The sequence below is a fragment of the Cellulosimicrobium cellulans genome, assembly GCF_001722485.1.
GTDB lineage: Bacteria > Actinomycetota > Actinomycetes > Actinomycetales > Cellulomonadaceae > Cellulosimicrobium > Cellulosimicrobium cellulans_A.
In genome coordinates this window covers 1-3,560 of record NZ_LWGL01000236.1, presented here as the reverse complement: position 1 = coordinate 3,560, position 3,560 = coordinate 1, and the positions used below count along the sequence as shown (strand labels likewise).

Below are 3,560 nucleotides of genomic sequence, written 5' to 3'. Positions count from 1 at the left end.
GGCGGACCGTGCGCGTCCTGCTCGCCGACGACCCCACCGCCGCGCACACCGCCGCCGACCTCGAGCGCGTCGCCGGGACGGACCGCTGGGCGCTCGCCCGGCAGTTCCGCGCCGCCTTCGGCACGAGCCCGAGCCGATACCGCACCCACCGCCGGCTCGACCGCGCCCGCACGCTGCTGCGCGCCGGCACGGGCCTCGCCGACGCGGCGGCGCTCGCGGGCTTCGCCGACCAGAGTCATCTCACCCGGGCCTTCCGCTCCGCGTACGGGCTCACGCCCGGCGCCTGGCGCGACGCCGCGCGGAACGCCTCGACGGTCGCCACCATGTCGGCACCCCCCAGGCCCGCCGCCGACGTCGCGCGGTAGACCTCCTCGACCGCGGCGAGCAGTGGTGTCGCCGCCCCGGCGTCACGCGCGGCGGCGAGGGCGAGGCGCGTGTTGCGCCACGCGTCGTCGACCGCCGCCTGGACGCCACGGTCGTCGCGCACGAGCTTGTCGGCCTTGGTGCGCGAGACCGCCGAGGCCATCGGCCCGGCGTCGAGCACGCGCTCGAGCACGCGCGCGTCGACCCCGGTGCGCTCGGCGACGTGGAAGGCCTCGACGAGCGCGGTGACCATCCCGACGAGGTACGTGTTCACGGCGAGCTTCGTGCGCGACGCCGCAGGGACGGGGCCGCACCGCACGACCGCGCGCGCGAGCGGTGCGACCATGCGTTCGACCGCGGCGAGGGCGGCGTCGTCGTCGCCCGCGAGCATGACGACGAGCTCACCCGCCTGGGCCGGTCCGCGCGACCCCGACACGGGCGCCTCGACGAGGGTCCCGCCGGCGGCGCGCACGTCGTCGGCCAGGCGTGCGGACCACCCGGGCGCCACCGTGCCGACCTGGACGAGCGTCGTACCGCGCACGCGCCGGGCGAAGGCCGGGGTGCCACGGCCGAGCACGTCGTCGACGGCGTCCTCGTCGGTGAGGACGAGCACGACGGTCGCGGCGCGCCGGAACACCTCGTCGACGTCTGCGGCGAGCGTCGCGCCCGCGCGCACGACGGCGTCCCCGCGGCCCGGCGTACGGTTCCAGACGAGGAGCTCCTCGCCCGCCGCGAGGAGCCGCAGCGCCATGGGCCCGCCCATCGTCCCGAGCCCGACGAACCCCGTCGCCGAGCGTCCACCCGTCACCGACCGTCCGGCCATCCCGTGCCCCTTCCCCGGCGCGCGTCGCGCCGAGGACGGTCTATCGCGCTGCGGCAGGAGCGGTCTTGAACGATCGTGCGCGTCAGGCCGGGACGGCGTCGAGCAGCGCCTCGGCCGCGCTGCGGGCCTGGCGAGCCACGCCCGCGTCGTGCGTGATCGCGGCCGTGGTCTGGGCGCCTTCCGCGAGGAGGACCACCTGGAGCGCGACGGCGTCGGGCAGCCCGGCCTCGCGGACGCGCCCCAGCACGTACTGCTGGAACGACTCCTTGTGCTCGCGGACCGCGTCCGCGACGCGCGGCGACGTGGCCCCCAGCTCGCCGAACGAGTTGATGAAGGCGCAGCCGCGGAACCCGTCCTCGCGGAACCACGCGTCGAGGAAGTCGAAGACGGCGAGGACCCGGTCGCGCGGGGTCCGCGCCTGCGCGGCCCACCGCTCCAGCCCCTCGTCCCACTGCCGCGTGCGCTCGGCGAGGACCGCGACGACGAGGTCCTCCTTGGACGGGAACAGCGCGTAGATCCGCTTGAGCGACACCCCTGCCTCGGCGCGCACGGCGTCCATGCCGACGGTCTGCACCCCTCGGGCGTAGAAGAGCCGATCGGCCGCGGCCGTCACCGCGGCGCGTGCGGTCTCGTCGTCGAGCATCGTGACACCTCCCGTTCATCTCCGCCCCCTTGCGCGGAGAACCATCGTTCTCTAGTGTAGCGACCACGCGGAGAACGACCGTTCTCCGCCAGGTTTCCAGATGAGGGAGCACACCATGGGGTACATCACCGTCGGGCAGGAGAACACCACCGACATCGAGCTGTACTACGAGGACCAGGGGTCGGGGCAGCCCGTCGTCCTCATCCACGGCTACCCGCTCGACGGCCACAGCTGGGAGCTCCAGACGCGCGAGCTGCTCGCCGCCGGCTACCGCGTGATCACCTACGACCGCCGCGGCTTCGGCGCGTCGAGCAAGGTCGGGTCGGGCTACGACTACGACACGTTCGCCCGGGACCTCGACACCGTCCTCGAGACGCTCGACCTGCGCGACGTGATCCTCGTCGGCTTCTCCATGGGCACGGGCGAGCTCGCCCGGTACGTGAGGAACCACGGGCACGACCGCGTCGCGAAGCTCGCGTTCCTCGCCTCGCTCGAGCCGTTCCTCGTCCAGCGCGACGACAACCCCGAGGGCGTCCCGCAGTCCGTGTTCGACGGGATCGTCGAGGCCGCGCGCGCCGACCGCTACGCCTGGTTCACCCAGTTCTACACCGACTTCTACAACCTCGACGAGAACCTCGGGGAGCGCATCAGCGAGGAGGTCGTCCGGGCGAGCTGGAACACCGCGGTCGGGTCGGCGCCCGTCGCCGCGTACGCCGTCGTGCCGTCCTGGATCGAGGACTTCCGCGCCGACGTCGAGGCGGTGCGGGACGCGGGCAAGCCGACGCTCATCCTGCACGGGACGAAGGACAACATCCTGCCGATCGACGCCACGGCCCGACGGTTCAGCACGCTCGTCCCGGACGCCGAGTACGTCGAGGTCGAGGGCGCGCCCCACGGCCTGCTGTGGACGCACGCGGACGACGTCAACAAGGCGCTGCTCGGCTTCGTCGGGCGCTGAGCACGCGCTGCGGCTGCGCCGAGGGGCCTCCCCTCGGCGCAGCCGTGGTCAGGCGACCGTGACGAGGTAGTCGTCGGCGTCGTCGTCCCACGCGAGGTCGACGGCGCCGGCGGACTGCGCGGCCTTGCAGAACTGGAGGAACCCGCGGTAGCCGAGCGCCTTCTCGCTGAAGTCGGGCCGCCGCTTGCGGATCGCGTTCTTCAGGCCCGAGAGCGCGGCCGCGCCGCCCTCGTCCTGGACGACCGCGCGCAGCAGCTCGAACGTGGAGTCGGTGTTCTGGGCCGGCAGCGACACCTCGGGGTCGCCCGTCGACGGCCCCGTGGCGAGCTCGACGAAGTCGCGGTCGGCGAGGAACCGCAGGAACTCGCCGAACGTGCGGAACCCGTAGTCGGCCTCGCTGAACGTCGGGTCCTTGCGCAGCAGCGTGCGCTTGAGCACCGACGCCGTGACGGCGCCGCCCGTGGACGACTGGAGGTCGGCGAGCGTCTGGGCGACCCGCACCTCCATGGGCACGTCCTCGCCCGCGAGCGCGTCGTCGTCCGACGCGGTGTCGGACGCGGTGTCCAACGCGGTGTCCGCCGCGACGGCCTGCTCGTCCGGCGCCGCCCCCGCCGGCGTGGTCGTGGGCACCATGCCCCCGCCCGACGCCTCCTCGGGGGCCTCGTCCGGGCGCGCGACGTCGTCGGCGGCGGGCGCCTGATCGGTGGCCGGGGCCGTGCCGACGAGCGCGGCGGCCGCCTCGCGCGCCGACTGCTCGCGCGTCGGCTCCGCCT

General features: G+C 74.5%; 4 protein-coding genes and 1 pseudogene. 2 read left to right on the top strand and 3 right to left on the bottom strand.

Annotated features, from left to right (window positions below; genetic code table 11):
• Window positions 1-8: 8 nt before the first annotated feature.
• Window positions 9-248 (top strand): annotated as a pseudogene (locus JZ5iCDA_RS19795) (helix-turn-helix domain-containing protein); the annotation flags it as partial.
• Here the strand turns inward: JZ5iCDA_RS19795 and JZ5iCDA_RS16260 are convergent.
• Entirely contained in the window at window positions 236-1,186 is a 951-nt protein-coding gene (locus JZ5iCDA_RS16260) for an NAD(P)-dependent oxidoreductase (RefSeq protein WP_069388082.1), read from the bottom strand. The pseudogene JZ5iCDA_RS19795 and the gene JZ5iCDA_RS16260 sit on opposite strands and share 13 nt — an antisense overlap.
• Before the next feature lie 82 nt (window positions 1,187-1,268).
• Window positions 1,269-1,829 carry a TetR/AcrR family transcriptional regulator gene (locus tag JZ5iCDA_RS16255; protein WP_069388081.1) on the bottom strand — a complete coding sequence of 187 codons (561 nt, stop codon included), beginning with the start codon at window positions 1,827-1,829 and terminating at the stop codon, window positions 1,269-1,271.
• A 115-nt stretch (window positions 1,830-1,944) separates the two neighbouring features.
• Between JZ5iCDA_RS16255 and JZ5iCDA_RS16250 the strand changes: the two genes are divergently transcribed.
• Window positions 1,945-2,787 (top strand): alpha/beta fold hydrolase, encoded by an 843-nt coding sequence (locus JZ5iCDA_RS16250; RefSeq protein ID WP_069388083.1) that lies wholly within the window; start codon window positions 1,945-1,947, stop codon window positions 2,785-2,787.
• 48 nt (window positions 2,788-2,835) lie between these two features.
• Here the strand turns inward: JZ5iCDA_RS16250 and JZ5iCDA_RS16245 are convergent.
• A partial coding sequence (locus JZ5iCDA_RS16245; protein ID WP_290438821.1) for an OST-HTH/LOTUS domain-containing protein occupies window positions 2,836-3,560 on the bottom strand: 725 nt, incomplete at its 5' end.

What these genes read in the sequence shown, in the direction of transcription:
- JZ5iCDA_RS16260 (WP_069388082.1), bottom strand. Translation starts at nt 1,186, where the DNA reads ATGGCCGGACGGTCGGTGACGGGTGGACGCTCGGCGACGGGGTTCGTC.
- JZ5iCDA_RS16255 (WP_069388081.1), bottom strand. Translation starts at nt 1,829, where the DNA reads ATGCTCGACGACGAGACCGCACGCGCCGCGGTGACGGCCGCGGCCGAT.
- JZ5iCDA_RS16250 (WP_069388083.1), top strand. Translation starts at nt 1,945, where the DNA reads ATGGGGTACATCACCGTCGGGCAGGAGAACACCACCGACATCGAGCTG.